The sequence below is a fragment of the Micromonospora sp. NPDC005237 genome, assembly GCF_040607775.1.
GTDB lineage: Bacteria > Actinomycetota > Actinomycetes > Mycobacteriales > Micromonosporaceae > Micromonospora.
In genome coordinates this window covers 103,730-120,372 of the sequence record NZ_JBEXHJ010000003.1, presented here as the reverse complement: position 1 = coordinate 120,372, position 16,643 = coordinate 103,730, and the positions used below count along the sequence as shown (strand labels likewise).

Annotated in this window: 13 protein-coding genes; 8 read left to right on the top strand and 5 right to left on the bottom strand. The window is 70.6% G+C overall.

Annotation, left to right across the window (positions count from 1 at the left end):
* The first annotated feature begins 1 nt into the window (after position 1).
* The 5 genes from ABZT87_RS09420 to polA all read left to right on the top strand — a co-directional run bounded on the left by ABZT87_RS09420 (position 2) and on the right by polA (position 6,608).
* Entirely contained in the window at positions 2-985 is a 984-nt protein-coding gene (locus ABZT87_RS09420) for a branched-chain amino acid ABC transporter permease (RefSeq protein ID WP_355134738.1), read from the top strand.
* A complete protein-coding gene (locus ABZT87_RS09415) occupies positions 982-2,139 on the top strand; it encodes a branched-chain amino acid ABC transporter permease (protein WP_355134736.1) in 1,158 nt (385 codons plus the stop codon). The genes ABZT87_RS09420 and ABZT87_RS09415 overlap by 4 nt, the downstream gene beginning before the upstream one ends.
* 28 nt (positions 2,140-2,167) lie before the next feature.
* Positions 2,168-3,073 carry an ABC transporter ATP-binding protein gene (locus ABZT87_RS09410; RefSeq protein WP_355135378.1) on the top strand — a complete coding sequence of 302 codons (906 nt, stop codon included), beginning with the start codon at positions 2,168-2,170 and terminating at the stop codon, positions 3,071-3,073.
* Positions 3,060-3,773, top strand: coding sequence for an ABC transporter ATP-binding protein (locus ABZT87_RS09405; protein WP_354861450.1), 714 nt, complete (start codon positions 3,060-3,062; stop codon positions 3,771-3,773). Before ABZT87_RS09410 ends, ABZT87_RS09405 begins: the two co-directional genes overlap by 14 nt.
* A 135-nt stretch (positions 3,774-3,908) precedes the next feature.
* The gene (gene polA, locus ABZT87_RS09400) at positions 3,909-6,608 is read left to right on the top strand and encodes a DNA polymerase I (RefSeq protein WP_355134734.1); all 2,700 of its coding nucleotides are present in this window, start codon (positions 3,909-3,911) and stop codon (positions 6,606-6,608) included.
* Between the two features lie 170 nt (positions 6,609-6,778).
* Here the strand turns inward: polA and ABZT87_RS09395 are convergent, their stop codons facing one another.
* From ABZT87_RS09395 to ABZT87_RS09380, 4 genes are all read right to left on the bottom strand, one after another.
* On the bottom strand, positions 6,779-7,126 hold the full coding sequence (locus ABZT87_RS09395; RefSeq protein WP_354863268.1) for a DUF3140 domain-containing protein: 348 nt from the start codon (positions 7,124-7,126) through the stop codon (positions 6,779-6,781).
* Positions 7,113-7,331 carry a DUF2945 domain-containing protein gene (locus ABZT87_RS09390; protein WP_354863267.1) on the bottom strand — a complete coding sequence of 73 codons (219 nt, stop codon included), beginning with the start codon at positions 7,329-7,331 and terminating at the stop codon, positions 7,113-7,115. Before ABZT87_RS09390 ends, ABZT87_RS09395 begins: the two co-directional genes overlap by 14 nt.
* 36 nt (positions 7,332-7,367) lie before the next feature.
* The gene (locus tag ABZT87_RS09385) at positions 7,368-7,919 is read right to left on the bottom strand and encodes a Uma2 family endonuclease (protein WP_354863266.1); all 552 of its coding nucleotides are present in this window, start codon (positions 7,917-7,919) and stop codon (positions 7,368-7,370) included.
* A 108-nt stretch (positions 7,920-8,027) separates the two neighbouring features.
* A complete protein-coding gene (locus ABZT87_RS09380) occupies positions 8,028-8,834 on the bottom strand; it encodes a class I SAM-dependent methyltransferase (RefSeq protein ID WP_355068195.1) in 807 nt (268 codons plus the stop codon).
* A 470-nt stretch (positions 8,835-9,304) separates the two neighbouring features.
* Between ABZT87_RS09380 and rpsA the strand changes: the two genes are divergently transcribed.
* Together rpsA and coaE are read left to right on the top strand one after the other, a co-directional pair.
* Positions 9,305-10,804, top strand: coding sequence for a 30S ribosomal protein S1 (gene rpsA / locus ABZT87_RS09375; protein WP_109819865.1), 1,500 nt, complete (start codon positions 9,305-9,307; stop codon positions 10,802-10,804).
* A 458-nt stretch (positions 10,805-11,262) separates the two neighbouring features.
* Positions 11,263-12,447 (top strand): dephospho-CoA kinase, encoded by a 1,185-nt coding sequence (gene coaE, locus ABZT87_RS09370; protein WP_355134732.1) that lies wholly within the window; start codon positions 11,263-11,265, stop codon positions 12,445-12,447.
* Positions 12,448-12,478: 31 nt separating this feature from the next.
* Here the strand turns inward: coaE and ABZT87_RS09365 are convergent, their stop codons facing one another.
* Entirely contained in the window at positions 12,479-14,041 is a 1,563-nt protein-coding gene (locus tag ABZT87_RS09365; RefSeq protein WP_355134730.1) for a hypothetical protein, read from the bottom strand.
* Between the two features lie 369 nt (positions 14,042-14,410).
* Here ABZT87_RS09365 and uvrB point away from each other — a divergent pair, with 369 nt between their 5' ends.
* Positions 14,411-16,519, top strand: coding sequence for an excinuclease ABC subunit UvrB (gene uvrB / locus ABZT87_RS09360; RefSeq protein WP_355134728.1), 2,109 nt, complete (start codon positions 14,411-14,413; stop codon positions 16,517-16,519).
* Positions 16,520-16,643 lie beyond the last annotated feature (124 nt).

Below are 16,643 nucleotides of genomic sequence, written 5' to 3'. Positions count from 1 at the left end.
GGTGCATTTCGATGAACTGATCGGTCATCTCGGCCAGCACACGGTCGATGGCCTTTCCAAGGGCGCCATCTACGCCCTGATCGCCCTTGGCTACACACTCGTCTATGGCGTCCTTCGCCTGATCAACTTCGCGCACTCCGAGGTCTTCATGGTCGGCACCTTCGCGGTGCTGATCCTGTGGAACCAGCTCGGTGTGGAAAATAACCCCCCTGTCGGCCAGGCGATCCTGTTCCTGGTGCTCGGCCTCATCGTCGCGGCGGTCGCCTCAGGCGGTACGGCTCTGGCGCTCGAACGAGTCGCGTACCGGCCGCTGCGGCGCAAGAACGCGCCGCCGCTGATCTTCCTGATCACCGCGATCGGTCTGTCGCTGGTGTTCGTGGAGCTCTTCGGGCAGGTGCTGCCCAAGCTGCTGGGTGGCGTACTGCCGGATGTGTTCGGCCGGCCCCGGCAGATCGTCGGTATGCCGACGATCATCAAGCAGGAGACCCTGGTCACCATCGGCAACACGGGGATCACCAACATCCAGGTGATCGTGTTCGTCGCGGCCGTGGTGATGATGGCGCTGCTGGACTGGTTCATCAACCGCACCCGGTACGGCCGGGGCGTGCGCGCGGTGGCGCAGAACCCGGAGACCGCCGCGCTGATGGGCGTCAACCAGGAACGCGTCATCATGCTGATCTTCGTGCTGGGCGGCATCATGGCCGGCGCGGCCGCGCTGCTGTGGAGCATGCGGTTCGGCTTCACCCAGAACAGCATCGGCTTCGTGCTCGGCCTGAAGGCGTTCACCGCCGCGGTCCTGGGCGGCATCGGTAACCTGCGCGGCGCGCTGCTGGGTGGCCTCTTCCTCGGCATCGTCGAGGTCTACGGCGCCACGCTCTTCGCGTCCAACTGGGAGGACGTCATCGCCTTCGTGGTGCTGATCGTGGTGCTGATGTTCCGGCCGACCGGTCTGTTGGGCGAGTCGCTCGGGAGGGCCCGCGCATGATCAACAAGATTCGCTCCGCAGATCAGCGGCGGGTGACGCTGCTGACCGGCATCGGCGACCGCTGGCGGGCGCTCACGAAGTGGCAGCAGGCCCTCGGGCTGGCCGCCTTCGTGGCGATCCTCTACTACCTGCCGCTCCTCGGCATTCCGGGCCTGACCTGGCTGCGGACCGACTCGATCGAGGGCGGCAACAACTGGGCGGGCGTGCTCTTCGTCTGCGCCATCTACGTGCTGGTCGCGATCGGCCTGAACGTGGTGGTCGGTCTCGCCGGCCTGCTCGACCTGGGCTACATCGGCTTCTTCGCCATCGGCGCGTACAGCGTGGCGTTGTTCGGTTCGGTGAACTCGCCGGTGGTGAAGTGGATCCAGCAGGAGTTCAACCTTCCGCCGACGTGGGCGGTGACCTGGGCGATCTGCCTGTTCATCGCGATCGTGCTGACCATGATCTCCGGGGTGCTGCTGGGCTGGCCGACGCTGCGGCTGCGCGGTGACTACCTGGCCATCGTGACGCTGGGCTTCGGCGAGATCATCCGGATCGTGGCCCGCAACGCCACCGGTCTGACCAACGGCCCGGTGGGCATCTCGGCCATCCCCGGTCCGGAGGGTGCGCCGTCGCCGGACAACAAGGTCTTCGGCCTGATCGACGCGAAGCCGTGGTACTGGTTGGCGATCACGTTCGTGCTGATCATGGTGTTCCTGGTCCGTCGGCTGGAGCACAGCCGGGTCGGCCGGGCGTGGCTGGCGGTCCGCGAGGACGAGGACGCCGCCGCGGTGATGGGTGTCTACCCGTTCAAGTTCAAGCTCTGGGCGTTCGCCATCGGCGCGGCGCTCGGCGGCCTGTCGGGCTTCCTCTTCGGCAGCCGGAACGCGTTCATCGACCCGACCCAGTTCAACGCGAACCTGTCCATCCTCTTCGTCGCGATGGTGGTGGTCGGTGGCTCCGGCAACATGATCGGCGTCTCGCTCGGCGCGGTGCTGCTGGCGTACCTGCCGGAGCGGTTCCGCGACTTCGCCGACTACCGGTGGCTGGTCTTCGGTCTGGCCATGGTGCTGGTGATGATCCTGCGTCCGCAGGGTCTGGTGCCCAGCCGGCGGCGTGCCCGCGAGTTGTCCGACCGCGCGGCGGAGGCAGAGGAGGTGCCCGCTCGTGTCTGACCAGTCCACCAGCGCCGTGACGCCGAAGATCCCGACCCAGCCGGGGCCTCGGCAGGTGCTTCTCGAAGTCGACGACGTCACGCTCCGCTTCGGCGGCGTGGTCGCCCTCGACAAGATCAATTTCCAGATCTACGAGGGCGAGATCCTCGGCCTCATCGGGCCGAATGGCGCCGGCAAGACCACCAGCTTCAACGTGATGACCGGGGTCTACAAGCCGACGTCGGGCGCGGTCCGGTTCCGGGGCCAGAAGGTGACCGGCCGCAAGCCGCACCAGATCAGCCAGCTGGGCATCTCCCGGACGTTCCAGAACATCCGTCTCTTCCCGGAGATGACGGCGCTGGAGAACGTCATGGTCGGCACGGACTCCCGGCACAAGACCAGTGTGCCGGGGGCGCTGTTCCGGCTCTACCGGGTGCGACCCAAGCCGGAGGAACTGCCCCAGGTCACCGCCGCGTCCGGGATCGTCCGGACCTGGCAGCAGGTGCGCCTGAAGGCCGCGAAGATCTTCGGCCTGTCCCGGCACATCCTGGAGGAGCGGGCGGCGGAGGCCAAGGCGCTCGAGTTGCTGCGCTTCGTCGGGATCGCCGACCGGGCCAACGACGAGGCGCGCAACCTGCCGTACGGCTACCAGCGCCGGTTGGAGATCGCCCGCGCGCTGGCCACCGAGCCGAAGCTGATCTGCCTGGACGAGCCGGCCGCCGGCTTCAACCCGGCGGAGAAGGAGGAGCTCCTCACCCTGATCCGCAAGATCCGTGACATGGGCCTGACCGTCCTGCTCATCGAGCACGACATGCGGCTGGTCATGGGTGTCACCGACCGGATCGTGGTGCTGGAGTTCGGCCGCAAGATCGCCGAGGGTGCGCCCGCGGAGGTCAGCCGCGATCCGAAGGTGATCGCCGCGTACCTGGGGGAGCCCGCCGATGACGCTGCTTGAGCTCGAGAACGTCGCCGTCGCGTACGGCCGGATCGAGGCGTTGCACGGGATCAGCCTCACCGTCAACGAGGGTGAGGTGGTGGCCCTGATCGGCGCGAACGGCGCCGGCAAGACCACCACGATGCGGGCCATCTCCGGGACCAGGTCGCTCAGCACCGGGAAGATCACGTTCAACGGTGAGGACATCAGCAAGCTCCGGGCCGACCTGCGGGTGGTGCGGGGGTTGTGTCAGTCGCCGGAGGGGCGGCAGATCTTCCCCGGCATGACGGTCATGGAGAACCTGGACATGGGGGCGTACACCCGGCGGGACTCCGCCGGCATCGCCGCCGACCTGGATCGGGTGCTGACCCTCTTCCCACGGCTGGCCGAGCGGCGCAAGCAGGCCGGCGGCACCCTCTCCGGCGGCGAGCAGCAGATGCTCGCGGTCGGTCGGGCGCTGATGAGCCGTCCGAAGTTGCTGCTGCTCGACGAGCCGTCGATGGGTCTGGCCCCGTTGGTGATCCGGCAGATCTTCGACATCATCACCGAGATCAACCAGCAGGGCACGACGATCCTGCTGGTGGAGCAGAACGCCCAGCAGGCGCTGTCGCGGGCACACCGCGGCTACGTGCTGGAGACCGGTCAGATCGTGAAGGAAGGGTCCGGTCAGGACCTGCTGCACGACCCGTCGGTCAAGGAGGCGTACCTCGGCGTGGCCTGAGCCACCGCATCCGGCGGCCGGTCGTCCCCTCGTGGGCGGCCGGCCGTCGGCGTGCGTGCCGTGGGTTGTGTTTTCGCGCCCGTGGCGCGGTGCCGCCACCCTGGGTTGTCGGTGCGACGGACTAGAGTCGCTGCCGTGACAGCTACGACGCCGCGCCTGCTCCTCGTCGACGGACATTCCCTGGCATACCGGGCGTTCTTCGCCCTGCCGGTGGAAAACTTCTCCACCACGACGGGTCAGCCGACCAACGCGGTGTACGGCTTCACCTCAATGCTGATCAACGTCCTGCGCGACGAGCAGCCCACCCACATCGTCGTCGCCTTCGACGTCTCCCGCCGGTCCTTCCGCACCGAGAAGTACGCGGAGTACAAGGCCGGCCGCAGCGAGACCCCGACCGACTTCAAGGGCCAGGTCAGCCTCGTGAAGGAGGTCCTGGCGGCGCTGCAGATCCCGGTGGTCGAGATGGAGGGCTACGAGGCCGACGACGTCATCGCGACGCTCGCCTGCCAGGCCCGCGACCAGGGGATGACGGTGCTGATCAGCACCGGCGACCGGGACGCCTTCCAGCTCGTCGGTGACCAGGTCACCGTGCTCTATCCCCGCAAGGGCGTCTCCGACCTGGCCCGGATGGACCCGGCGGCGATCGAGGCGAAGTACGGCGTCGGGCCCGAGCGCTACCGCGACCTCGCCGCCCTGGTCGGCGAGACCAGCGACAACCTCCCCGGCGTGCCGGGCGTCGGCCCGAAGACCGCCGCCAAGTGGATCACCATGTACGGCGGCGTGGAGGGCGTGATCGCCCGCGCCGACGAGATCAAGGGCAAGGCCGGCGACAGCCTGCGGGAACGGCTCGCCGACGTGATCCGCAACTACGAGATCAATCGCCTGGTCTCCGACCTGGAGCTGCCGCTGCGCCCGGAGGACACCCGCTGGGCCGGCTGGGACCGGGAGGCCGTGCACCAGGTCTTCGACACGCTGGAGTTCCGCATCCTGCGCGACCGCCTCTACCAGTATCTGGAGGCCGTCGAGCCGGAGGCCGAGTCGGGCTTCGACCTGACCGGTGAGGTGCTCACCGAGCCGGGTGGGCTCGCCGCCTGGCTGGGCACGCACGCCCCGACCGGCACCCCGGTCGGGCTCGCGGTCAAGCTCGACACCGGCCCCAACCGCCGGCACACCGCCTCGATCACCGGTCTGGCGCTGGCCAGCGCCGGGGGCGCGGCCGCCTGGGTGGACCCGACCGGGCTCGACGCCTCCGACGAGAGCGCCCTCGCCGCTTGGCTGGCCGACGCGCAGCGGCCCAAGGTGCTGCACGACAGCAAGCCGGCGGTGCTGGCCTGCGCCGCACACGGCTGGGAGCTGGCCGGCATCGTCCGCGACACCCAGATCGCCGCGTACCTGGCCCGTCCCGACCAGCGGTCCTACGACCTGACCGACCTGGCCCTGCGCTACCTGCACCGCGAGCTGCGGGTGGACGCGCCCGAGACCGGGCAGCTCACCCTCGACGGGCTGGGCGACGAGGGCGTGGCCGAGCAGAACCTCATGCTCCAGGCCCGCGCCACCCTCGACCTCGCCGACGCGATCGACGCCGAACTGTCCCGCGACGGTGAGCAGTCCGCGCGGCTGATGGCCGGGGTCGAGCTGCCGCTGATGCGGGTGCTCGCGGGCATGGAGCGCACCGGCATCGCCGCCGACAACGACTACCTGCACGAGTTGGAGGCGCACTTCGCCGGCGAGGTCAAGACCGCCGCGCAGGGCGCGTACGAGGCGGTGGGCCGAGAGTTCAACCTCGGCTCGCCCAAGCAGTTGCAGGAGATCCTCTTCACCGAGCTGGGCCTGCCGAAGACCAAGAAGATCAAGACGGGCTACACGACCGACGCTGACGCCCTGCAGTGGCTCTACGCGCAGCAGCCGCACCCGGTGCTGGCCCATTTGCTGCGCCACCGCGACGTCGCCAAGCTCAAGTCGACGGTGGACGGCCTGCTCAAGTCCGTCTCCGACGACGGTCGGATCCACACCACCTTCAACCAGACGGTGGCGGCCACCGGGCGCCTCTCCTCGACCGAGCCCAACCTGCAGAACATCCCGATCCGCACCGAGGAGGGCCGGCGCATCCGCCGGGCCTTCGTGGTGGGTGAGGGGTACGAGTGCCTGCTCACCGCCGACTACAGCCAGATCGAAATGCGGATCATGGCGCACCTCTCCTCGGACGACGCGCTGATCGAGGCGTTCAACTCCGGGGCCGACTTCCACGCCGCCACCGCCTCGTCGGTCTTCGGCGTGCCGGTCGACGAGGTCACTCCGGACCAGCGGCGCAAGATCAAGGCGATGAACTACGGCCTGGCGTACGGGCTCAGCGCGTTCGGCCTGTCCCAGCAGCTCAACATCAACACCGAAGAGGCGCGCGGCCTGATGGAGAACTACTTCGCCGGCTTCGGCGGAGTGCGCGACTACCTGCACCAGGTCGTCGCCCGGGCCCGTCAGGACGGCTACACCTCGACGATTCTGGGTCGCCGCCGCTACCTGCCCGATTTGGTGAGCGACAACCGGCAGCGCCGCGACATCGCCGAGCGGATGGCTCTCAACGCCCCCATCCAGGGGTCGGCCGCCGACATCATCAAGGTGGCGATGCTGCACGTCGACACCGCGCTCGCCGACGCCGGCCTGCGCTCCCGGATGCTGCTACAGGTGCACGACGAGCTGGTCTTCGAGGTCGCCCCGGGTGAGCGGGAGGCGTTGGAGGCGCTGGTGCGGCGTGAGATGGGTGGGGCGTACCCGCTGTCGGTGCCGCTGGAGGTGTCGGTCGGCGAGGGCCGGGACTGGAACAGCGCTGATCACTGATCTGGTTGTTGGTTGCGGTGGGGGGTTCCGGGGCAGCCCGACCCGCTCCGGGCGGTCAGGCTTGATCCCTGCGCGGGTCGGGCTGCCCCGGAACCCCGACCGGGTCGCCCTGGTCGGGGTCGCCGGCCTCGCCCTTAATGTGATCTTGAAAGTGATCCTTGGTCGCTGGGTTACTTCATGGGGTCGTGGCCCCAGTTCATGAGGGACCAGCGCCACTTGGTGTCGCGGACGTCGCCAGAGGGGCGCTGGGCCATGTGCCGGCGGACGTAGCCGACCACCTTGCGCATGTGCTTGTAGTCGCCCTCGGACAGGTCGGCGCGCTTTCGACGCAGCAAGTCGACGATCTTCCGACCCGAGTCGTGGCCGACGGACTCGCCACCGCCGGAGCGGCCACCCTTGTGCCAGCCGACCTGCTTCGACTCGTCGGTCTCCAGCCAGGTCGACAACTCGCGGGGCTTCATGTTCACCGCCTCGGTGAACTCCCGGTAGGTGTCCCGGCCGTCGTCACCTCTGCTCATGGCGCAACGCCTCCGGTCGGTGGGCCACGTCGCGGCCCGTACCGTCACTGCGGACCCGGTACTGCGGGTCGTCGGGAGCCGCGTTCACGGCCCGCCCCCGGATCCGAATCCGGTCGGTGATCTCCTCCTGCACCACGCCGTACGCGCGGCTTCCGTGGGCCGACCAGGAGACGTGGTCGCCCGTGTGGAACCTCTGCTCGGCCATGCGCCTCGGCTACCCGACCCGGTCGGGGTGAAACGGCTACGGGGTGATCTCGGCGATGGGCAGCTTGATGTCGAACGGCTCAGTCAGCTCGATCACGTCAGGCCCGTCGGCGACCAGCTCGTACTGCCGCTCACCGCCCGGCCCGACCCGGTCGCCGATCCGGTACGCGTACACGTGCACCGGGTCCTGCTCGATCCGCCAGTAGAACGCGATGCCGGCGGCGGCGTACTCCCCGGGCTTGGCGAACCGGTCGATCCGCCGCGTGCCCGGCGAAACGACCTCGACGGCGAGCACCACATCCTTCGGTTGCAGGATGGAATGGACGGACGCCACGCCGGCACGGTGCAACAGCACGTCGGGCTGTCGGCTCGTGTTGTGGCTGAGCTTGACACCGATGGCTTGGGCGGCGCCGAGGTGCTGCGGTGCGTGGCTGTGCAGCCAGAGCCACAACAGGCTGGAGATGTTCTGGTGGCCCAGGGTGGGGGAGGGGGTCACCTGGATAACTCCGTCGACGAGTTCGACGCGGGGGGCGTCGTCCGGCAGGGCGAGCAGGTCCTCCAGCGTGTAGTCGGCACGCTGCTGCCGCATCGGATCCGGACACCAGGGGCCAGGTGATGTCGGGATGGGCTCGGCGCTCATGCAGCCGAGCCTACCGGCGATCGATGGTATGCAGGTCGGACCACGGGTGCGACGCGGTCAATCGAGCGGCTTCTCGGTGACGAAGATGGCGGTGCCGGGGAAGAGCCGTCCGCGCAGCGGGCTCCACTGCCCCCAGATCCCCTCGTGTCCCTCCGGCCACTCCGGCTCGACCAGGTCCAGCAGCCGGAACCCGGCGCCGACCAGCTCGCGGATCCGGTCGCCGAGGGTGCGGTGCTGCTCGACGTAGGTGGCGACGCCGGTCTCGTCCTGCTCGACGTAGGGGGAGCGGTCGAAGTACGAGTGCACGGCCGTCAGACCGCCCTCGCCGGGATCGTCGAGGAAGATCCAGCGCATCGGGTGGGTCACGGAGAACACCCACCGGCCGCCCGGGCGCAGCACCCGGTGCACCTCGGCGAGCAGGGTCGCCGAGTCGTCCACGAAGGGGATCGCGCCGAACGCCGTGCAGGCCAGGTCGAACGAACGGTCGGCGAACGGCAGGGCGAGCGCGTCGGCCTGCACCAGCGGTACGCGTACCCCGGTGCGGTCGGCGGCCTGCGCGGCGTGCCGCAACATGCCGGCGGACAGGTCGAAGGCGATCGGACGCGCGCCCTGGGTGGCGAGCCAGCGGGCGGCGGCCGCGGCGCCGCAACCCACCTCCAGCACCCGCCGCCCCGACACGTCGCCGAGCAGGCGGGCGTCGGCCTCGCGCAGCCCCTCCGGACACCAGACGAAGTCCACGTCGCCGAGGAACCCCCCGTGCTCGGCCTGGTAGTCGTCGGCGTCGGTGTCCCACCAGCCGCGGTTGGCCCGCCGGGCTTCGGCGTCACCCACCCGGCGCCGGGTCACCCGGCTGTCGTCATCCACGCGCCCACGCTAGGCCCCGGTCAACCCGATGGGGGCGGCGGCGCGGCCTGATCGACTCGGTTTCCGCGAAGTCGTGGTGCCCGGGCCGGTGGGAAGCGCTGATTTTCCGGAAACCACGTCGATGAGGCGTGGTGCGCGGCCCGTCCGGCCGGCCCGCCCGGCGGGGTGCCTGGGGCCCCTGTGACGTACGAGACAGGAGGGGTCGTTTCCGGGCGATTGTTCGGCTTTCGCAGGTCATGGTGCGGCGACGAGTCGGGAGGGCTTGCACGCTGTGGTAATGCGCACGGTAGGCTAGACGATGCGCTCGCGGATCGTGTGTCTCGGCAGGGAGCAGGTGCGCGGTCGACGGAGCACATCATGATCCCACTAGGTGATCGTTCGGTGTGCCCGGCGACGGATCCGCTGGCGCGAACAGGTCACCGCGACACCAGCCTGCTGTGACAACCCATCCGACCGGAGCAACCGCCCACATGACGAGCAGCATCGAGGCCCCCTCGAGCGCCACCCGGGTCACCCACGACGATCTCGGTTCCGAGGAGGCATTCCTCGCCGCGATCGACGAGACCATCAAGTACTTCAACGACGGCGACATTGTCGAAGGCACCGTCGTCAAGGTCGATCGGGACGAGGTCCTGCTCGACATCGGCTACAAGACCGAGGGTGTCATCCCCTCTCGGGAGTTGTCGATCAAGCACGACGTGGACCCCGCCGAGGTTGTGACGGTTGGTGACCACATCGAGGCCCTGGTCCTCCAGAAGGAGGACAAGGAGGGTCGTCTGATCCTCTCCAAGAAGCGGGCGCAGTACGAGCGGGCCTGGGGCACGATCGAGAAGATCAAGGACGAGGACGGTGTCGTCCGCGGCTCGGTCATCGAGGTAGTCAAGGGTGGCCTCATCCTGGACATCGGGCTGCGCGGCTTCCTGCCCGCGTCCCTGGTCGAGATGCGGCGCGTGCGCGACCTGCAGCCGTACGTCGGGCGTGAGCTCGAGGCCAAGATCATCGAGCTGGACAAGAACCGCAACAACGTGGTCCTGTCCCGCCGGGCCTGGCTGGAGCAGACGCAGTCCGAGGTGCGCACCGAGTTCCTCAACAAGCTGCAGAAGGGCCAGGTCCGCAAGGGCGTCGTGTCCTCGATCGTCAACTTCGGCGCCTTCGTGGACCTCGGCGGCGTCGACGGTCTGGTGCACGTCTCCGAGCTGTCCTGGAAGCACATCGACCACCCGTCCGAGGTCGTCGAGGTCGGCCAGGAGGTCGAGGTCGAGGTTCTGGACGTCGACCTGGACCGCGAGCGCGTCTCGCTGTCGCTGAAGGCGACGCAGGAGGACCCGTGGCGGCAGTTCGCCCGCACCCACGCGATCCAGCAGATCGTGCCGGGTAAGGTCACCAAGCTGGTGCCGTTCGGTGCGTTCGTCCGGGTGGACGACGGCATCGAGGGCCTGGTCCACATCTCCGAGCTGGCCGAGCGCCACGTGGAGATCCCGGAGCAGGTCGTCCAGGTTGGCTCCGAGGTCATGGTCAAGGTCATCGACATCGACCTGGAGCGCCGCCGGATCTCGCTGTCGCTGAAGCAGGCCAACGAGGGCTTCGTCGAGGGCGAGGAGCACTTCGACCCGACCCTCTACGGCATGGCCGCGACGTACGACGCCGAGGGCAACTACATCTACCCGGAGGGCTTCGACCCGGAGACGGGCGAGTGGCTCGAGGGGTACGACAAGCAGCGCGAGACCTGGGAGAACCAGTACGCCGAGGCCCGTCAGCGTTGGGAGGCCCACACCAAGCAGGTGCAGACCTCTCGCGCCGCCGACGCCGAGGCCGCTGCCAACCCGACTCCGGCCGTTCCGGCCGCCGGTGGCGGCACCACCTCCTCGTCCAGCCCGGCCCCGAGCCGGCAGGCCGAGGAGCCGGCCGGCACCCTGGCCACCGACGAGGCGCTCGCCGCTCTGCGGGAGAAGCTCGCCGGCGGTAAGTGACCCGCTGAACGACGACGGGCCCCGTCCCCGCGATCTTTCCGATCGCCGGGGGCGGGGCCCTCGCCATACCCGCACCCGCTCAACGCTGGCCGCCCGCGCCTCGCGCCCGCGCCCGCGCGTCGCGCTCGTGCCCGGCACTCCGCGCTGTAGTGGCCTTGCGGCAAGATCGCGCTCGATCGTGGATGTAGGGGCCTCTGAGCGGTCGGGATGCCACTACTTCCTGGATCGAGCGCGATCTTGCGGGCGGCGGGCGGCCGGCACACGGCCGGGACGGCCGTGTGGGGAGCACGGGAGCGCGTGGGCGGCACGGGGGCGCGTGGGCCGCGCGTCGATGACACGGTGCGCGCGGGCGGCGTTGGCGCGGGCCCTGCGGGCCAAACCGGCCTACGGGGGCCGTGGGCTGGGGACGGGTGCGGGTGGGTTTGGCGGGGAGGCTCGTGATCCGGTTGACTGGTCGGGTGCTGAGGGTGGGTTTGACCGGCGGAATCGGGTCGGGCAAGAGCGCGGTGGCCGCGCGGCTGGTGGAGTTGGGCGCGGTGCTCGTCGACGCGGACCAGATTGCCCGGGAGGTCGTCGCGCCGGGCACGGAGGGCCTCGCGGAGATCGTCGCCACCTTCTCGGAGAAGGTGCTGGGCGCCGACGGCGCGCTGGATCGCGCCGCGTTGGGCGCCGTGGTGTTCTCCGACGAGGCCGCCCGCCGCCGGTTGGAGGCGATCACCCATCCCCGGGTGCGGGCGCGTACGGCCGAGCTGGTCGCCGCGGCGGCACCGGACGCGATCGTGGTCAACGACGTACCGCTGCTGGTGGAGGTGGGGCTCGCGCCGACGTACCACCTGGTGGTCGTGGTGCAGACGGCCGTGCCGACCCGGCTGGAGCGGCTGATGCGCGACCGGGGGATGGACCGCGCGGAGGCCGAGCGGCGGATCGCCGCGCAGGCCGACGACGCCCGTCGGCGTGCCGCGGCGGACGTGGTGCTGACCAATGACGGCAGTCTGGTGGCGCTGCACGCCGCGGTGGATTCGCTGTGGCGGCAGCGGCTGCGACCCTACGAGCACAACCTGCGGCAGCGGCGGGTCGTGCCGCTGCCGAGCCGAGGCGACGGGGTGGAGGCTGATCCGAGCTGGCCCGAGCAGTACGCGCGGCTGGCCGCCCGGATCCGTCACGCGCTGGCCCCGGCGGATCTGCGGATCGACCACATCGGTGCGACCGCGGTACCCGGGCTCGCCGCCGACGACGTCATCGACGTGCAGGTGGCCGTGCCCAGCATCGCCGACGCCGACGGGCCGTTGGCCGACCGGCTGGCGAACGCGGGGTTTCCCCGCGTGCCGGGGCACTGGTGGGACGATCCGCGCCCGGCCGGCCGAGGTCGGTGGGAGAAGCGGCTGCACGGCAGCGCCGACCCGGATCGCCCGGTGCGCCTGCACGTGCGGGAGGTCGAGTCGCCCGGCTGGCGGTATGCGCTGCTCATGCGTGACCACCTCCGCGCCGACCCGGATCAGCGGGGCAGGTACCTGCTGTTCAAGCGGGATCTGGTCGACGCGGCGCCGCACGTCGGTGGCTCCGGCACGGCCCGCGATCCCTGGTTCGACGAGGAGTACCTGCGGGCCGAGCAGTGGGCCACGCGGACCGGCTGGCGACCCTGAGAGCCGTGCCACCACACCCGAGTGCGTGTGGTCAGCGTGCTCCGGGTCGGGGCGGGCGGCTCGGTGCTGTGGCGCGCGGCGGCGGGCTGAGGCGGGGCACCACGGCGGGGCTGAGGTCCACCTGCGCCCACGCGCCGGGGCCGGTGTGCAGTTCCACCCGGCGCAGCGACCCGTCGCGGTCGATCCAGTAGCGCAGGCGCGCGTCGGCCGTGCGAAGTTCCACGACGTCCACGGTCCGTCCGGCGGCGAGGTCCTCGCGTACCCGCACGGCCGCGCCGCGCCGCGTCACCGGTCCGGCGGCGGCCACTGCGGCGTCGACCAGCAGGTCGAGGTCGTCGCGGGGGGACCGGGTGGGCCGCCACGACCCGGCCGGGACCGGAAACGGCGGCCGGCCCGGGGCCTCGGCGGTGCCACCGCCACCGGTCTCGGCCGGCACGTCCGTCCGGGACAGGCCGGTGGCGTCGCGGTGCAGCAGGGTCCGGCGGCCCGGTACGCCCAGGTCGGCGACCGCCACGTACGCGGTGCGGGCGGCCCAGCTCAACCAGCCGGCACCCCGCAGGTTGGTGTCCGTGCCCACCGGCGCGGTCAGCGTCAGCGTGGCACCGCCCTGGCCGCGCAGCCGGGCGGCCAGCCGGTCCAGCCGGCGCTGCTCCGCGTCCGTGAGCGCGCGCGGCAGCCCGGGTCGGCCGCCGAGCGCGTCGACCGGGCGCAGCGTGGGACGGTCGATCCGGTTGAGGAGGACCGTGACCGGCCCGACGCCGGGCAACCGGGTCACCAGTTTGTGCAGTCGGCCGTCCCGGTCGAGCCAGTAGCGGGTCGACCCGTCCGGCCCGGTCGCCGCCGTGCCGCCCGTCGCGGCGCTGCCGGGGCTGGGTGGGGTCGGGGCGGGAAACGGCGCCTGCAGGACGTCGACCGGCCCGGCCGCGACCACGTCCCGGGCGACCCAGCGGGCTTCGCCGCCGTCCATCGCCGGGGTCGGGTCCGGCCGGTCGGCGGCGAGGCCGAGGAGCAGGTCGAGGACCGGTGCCAGGCCCGCGCCGGGCGTCAGGTGGTGCAGGCGCCAGCGGTCCGCCGGTGGCACCAGAGGCGGCGCGGCCGGGGTGGGCACGGCCGCCGGGTCCGGTCGGGTGACCAGCACCGACCCGGCGCTCTGCAGCAGGCCACGCTCGGCCCCCGCCCCAGGCCCGCCCACATCCAGGTAGAGCAGGGGCCGCGACCAGTCCACCCACCCCACCAGTTCGGTACGGGCGGCGCCGGCGCCGACCGTGACCTGGACGCCGGCGCGCAGGTCCCGAAGGTTGGTGACCCGCATGGCGGCCAGCCGCTCGGCCTCGGAGAGGGTCAGCGGTCGGGCCGGCGCGGGTGGGTCGGGAGTCCAGCTCAGCAGCCCTGCCACCAGCGCCGTCGCGGACGTCACAGCGGTCAGGGCGAGCAGCAGCAGCACCGTACGCCGACGACGGCCAGCTCGGGAGGGTCGGGCGCTGCCGGTGTCGGGGGCGGCCGTCTCGCGCGGGTGCCCGTCGGTGCGGACTGCGTTGCCAGCGCGGGTGGTGTCGGGGGAGGGGCCGCGCGCCGGGGCCGGAGAGGTGTCCACGGATGTGAAACGGGCGGGACGGCACGGGGTGACGAGCTGGGGGTGACGAGCTGGGGGTGACGAGCTGAGGGTGACGAGCTGAGGTGACGCGGCAGGGGGTGACGCGGCAGGGGCGCTCGCGGCGGCCGGTCTGCGCCTCGAGCGCGACCACACGGGTGCGCACGCCGGACGAGCCGGGTGCTGCGACCGCTGTGCCGGGGGCGGCCGGCCGTGATGACGGCCTGGCCTCCGGCCCGGTCGGCCGCCGCGAGCGGCCTACATGAAGAGGGTAGCCCCGGTGACATGGGCCACACAATGGGAATATCGAAGCCGATCACGCACCATGCGCGACGGCCGAACCTGTCGGACCTGCGGCGTACCGTTGAGGTCATGGCGCTCGACATTCCCCGGCTCGACGGCCGCTTCCAGGTCGTCAGTGAATTCCAGCCGGCCGGCGACCAGCCGGCCGCCATCGACGACCTTGAGCGCCGGGTGCGGCGCGGCGACCGCAACACGGTGCTCCTCGGCGCGACCGGCACCGGCAAGAGCGCCACCACCGCGTGGCTGATCGAGCGGCTGCAGCGCCCCACCCTGGTGCTCGCCCCGAACAAGACGCTCTGCGCGCAGCTGGCCAAGGAGTTCAGCGAGCTGCTGCCGCACAACGCGGTCGAATACTTCGTCTCGTACTACGACTACTACCAGCCCGAGGCGTACATTCCGCAGACCGACACCTACATCGAGAAGGACTCCTCGATCAACGAGGAGGTCGAGCGGCTGCGGCACTCGGCGACGATGTCGCTGCTCACCCGCCGCGACGTGATCGTGGTGGCGACCGTCTCGGCGATCTACGGTCTGGGCACCCCGGAGGAATACCTCAACCGGGCGGTCCGGGTCGAGGTCGGGCAGGATCTCGACCGCGACCAGCTGCTGCGCCGACTGGTCGACATCCAGTACACCCGCAACGACATGGCCTTCCAGCGGGGCACCTTCCGGGTCCGCGGCGACACGCTGGAGATCATCCCGGCGTACGAGGAGCTGGCGGTCCGCATCGAGCTGTTCGGCGACGAGGTGGAGAAGCTCTACTACCTCAACCCGTTGACCGGTGACGTGGTCCGTGAGGTCGACCAGCTGGTGATCTTCCCGGCGACGCACTACGCGGCCGGCCCGGAGCGGATGGAGCGGGCGATCCGCGACATCGAGGTGGAGCTGGCCGAGCGGCTGGCCGAGCTGGAGCGCCAGGGCAAGCTGCTGGAGGCGCAGCGGCTGCGGATGCGCACCACGTACGACATCGAGATGATGCGGCAGGTGGGCTTCTGCTCCGGCATCGAGAACTACTCGATGCACATGGACGGGCGGCTGCCCGGCAGCCCGCCGCACGCCCTGCTCGACTACTTCCCGGACGACTTCCTCACCGTGGTCGACGAGTCGCACGTGACGATCCCGCAGATCGGCGGCATGTACGAGGGTGACGCCTCTCGCAAGCGGATGCTCATCGACCACGGGTTCCGGCTGCCCAGCGCCGCCGACAACCGGCCGCTGCGTTTCGACGAGTTCCTGGAGCGGGTCGGCCAGATGGTCTATCTGTCGGCGACCCCGGGCACATGGGAGCTGGAACAGGCCCAGGGTGAGTTCGTCGAGCAGGTCATCCGCCCCACCGGGCTGGTCGACCCGCAGGTCGTGATCAAGCCGACCAAGGGGCAGATCGACGACCTGATGCACGAGATCAAGCTGCGGACCGACCGCGACGAGCGGGTGCTGGTCACCACGCTGACCAAGAAGATGGCCGAGGACCTGTCGGACTACCTCCTGGAGAACGGCGTCCGGGTGCGCTACCTGCACTCCGAGGTCGACACCCTGCGCCGGGTGGAGCTGCTGCGCGAGCTGCGTAAGGGCGAGTACGACGTGTTGGTCGGCATCAACCTGCTCCGCGAGGGTCTGGACCTGCCCGAGGTGTCGCTCGTCGCGATCCTCGACGCCGACAAGGAGGGCTTCCTGCGCAGCGGCCGGTCGCTGATCCAGACCATCGGGCGGGCCGCCCGGAACGTCTCGGGCCAGGTGCACATGTACGCCGACAAGATCACCCCGTCGATGGCGGCGGCGATCGACGAGACCGACAGACGTCGCGCCAAGCAGATCGCGCACAACGAGGCACACGGGATCAGTCCGGAGCCGCTGCGCAAAAAGATCCACGACATTCTGGACGACATCTACCGCGAGGCGGAGGACACCGAAAACTCCCGGGTCGGCGGCGCGGCGCGTCAGCTGTCCCGGGGCAAGGCGCCGGTCAAGGAGACCCGCAGCCGCAGTCGGTCCACCGCCACCACCCCGTCCCGGGAGGGGATGGCCCGCGCCGACCTCGCCCAGCTCATCCAGGAGCTCAACGACCAGATGCTGGCCGCCGCCCGCGAGCTGCAGTTCGAGCTGGCGGCGCGGATCCGCGACGAGGTCGCCGACCTGAAGAAGGAACTACGCGGCATGGACGCCGCAGGCGTGAAGTGAGGGCGGCCCGGCCGGCGTCGGCCGGGCTGCCCGAACGGCGTCCTCGCCCGGCCCGCCGGCCGACCGTTCGATTGCGGTGCGCAAGCGAAGTATTGCACTGGGTGATCGTCCTGCGTACGCTCCC